At 62.6% G+C, this 1,806-nt stretch carries 2 protein-coding genes; both read left to right on the forward strand.

The window, feature by feature from the left end; genetic code table 11:
• Positions 1 to 781, forward strand: a 781-nt coding sequence (locus EN749_RS35080; RefSeq protein WP_128364887.1) for an MFS transporter, incomplete at its 5' end; no start/stop codon positions are given.
• 270 nt (positions 782 to 1,051) lie between these two features.
• A partial coding sequence (locus EN749_RS35085; RefSeq protein ID WP_145991159.1) for an ABC transporter permease occupies positions 1,052 to 1,806 on the forward strand: 755 nt, incomplete at its 3' end.

Below are 1,806 nucleotides of genomic sequence, written 5' to 3' on the forward strand. Positions count from 1 at the left end.
GTTGCTTCTCTATGGCCTTGAACGCATCGCGCACCCGGAGGACGGCGTTTTACCGACGGTGCTGCTGGTCGTAGCCGGCATCGTCATCGGCTGGCTGGCGGTGCGGCATCTCAGGGGCGCGCCGCATCCGCTGCTCGATCTCTCCTCGTTCAAGGTGCTGACCTTCGCCATCTCGACGCTTGCCGCCGGCACCATTTTCCGGGTGGCGATCAACGCCACGCCATTCCTGTTGCCGCTGCTGTTCCAGGTCGGCTTTGGCCTCTCGTCCGTCGATGCCGGCTTGATGATCCTGGCCTATTTCCTCGGCAATCTCGGCATGAAGACGGTGACGACACCAACGCTGCGCCGTTTCGGCTTCCGGTCGGTGCTGGTCGTCAACGGCCTGATCGCTTCGGCGGCGATCATGGCATGTGCTGCGATCTCACCGCAGACGCCGCAAGCGCTGGTGGTGGCGTTGATGCTGATCGCCGGCCTGTCGCGCTCGATGCAGTTCACCGCGCTCAACACACTGGCCTTCGCCGACATCGATGCGGCGCAACGAAGCTCGGCGGCGACGCTGTCCTCGATGCTGCAGCAGGTGGCGATGTTGTTCGGCGTCGCGGTGGCGGCGGCGATCCTCAATTTGTCGCAGATCGCCAGGGACCGGCCGGCCCTCGATCTTGTGGATTTTCGAGTAGCCTTCCTGGCGATCGGCGCCATCGGGCTGGTGGCGGCGTTGCGTTTTCTCGTGCTGCCGCCAGGTGCGGGCGCGGAGGTTTCCGGCCACTCGCCGGGAAATTGAGATCGATTTTTCCGCCTGATGCGGAGATAAATTCCGTCTTGTCCTTTCGCCTTGGTGCAGCCTTTTCGCGAGTGGCGGCTATGGCGCAAGCAATTGCCAAAAGTGCAGAGTTTTCCGAGCATTGCGCCAGCTTCGGCAATCGACGCGTCCATTTGGTAAATATCGCTGCCGGCCGGGGTTCCGAGCGCGGATTCATTTGACGAACCGGCGTTGGGCCGATTAGCGTTCTTTCCCAGGGATGGCAGCGCTGCCATCGGGGCAAACGCAGACATGAACACGATCGGCTGGCCGAATTTCAGGAGCCTGAATCAGGAAGGCATTGTCTTTGCCATAGCGGTGGTGCTGTTCGTTACAGCGGCCATAGGCCTGCCGGGTTTCATCGATCCCAACAATCTCGTCGCCATCGTCCGCTCCGTGTCGGTGCTGGGCATCCTTGCGCTCGGCATGGCCGTCGTCATCATCGGACGCGGCATCGACCTCTCCGCCGTGGCGATCATGGCGATGTCTGTCGCCTGGTATCTGCAACTTCTGAATTCGGGAACGCCGGACGGGCTGGCCTTCGCCTATGTGCTGGCCGGTGTGCTGGCCATCGGCCTGCTCAACGGCTTTCTCGTCGCCTATGCCGATGTGCCCGCGATCTTCGTGACGCTGGCGACAGGCTCCTTCGTCTTCGGCTATGTGCGCTCGCAGCTGATCACGCAGGATGCGGTGCCGGTGCCGCAGGGCCATTGGGTCGAGCTGCTCGGCGGCCTGCGCTTCCTCGATATTCCGGTCGAGGTGTTCGTCTTTGCCGGCCTGGCCTTCCTGTTCTTCCTGTTCCTGCGCTACACCAAATGGGGCCGCTACATCTACTTCGCCGGCGACAATCCGGTTGCCGCCCGCAACATCGGCATTCCGGTGCGGCCGATGCTGGTGCTGCGCTATGTGCTTTCCGCTTTCGTCGCACTGGTCGCCGGCCTGCTGACGGCGGCGAGCCTGCATTCGATCAACACCCGCGTCGTCAATTCGACGCTGCTCTACGACAT

Source organism: Mesorhizobium sp. M7A.F.Ca.ET.027.02.1.1, assembly GCF_004022985.1.
In the GTDB taxonomy this organism is placed as follows: domain Bacteria; phylum Pseudomonadota; class Alphaproteobacteria; order Rhizobiales; family Rhizobiaceae; genus Mesorhizobium.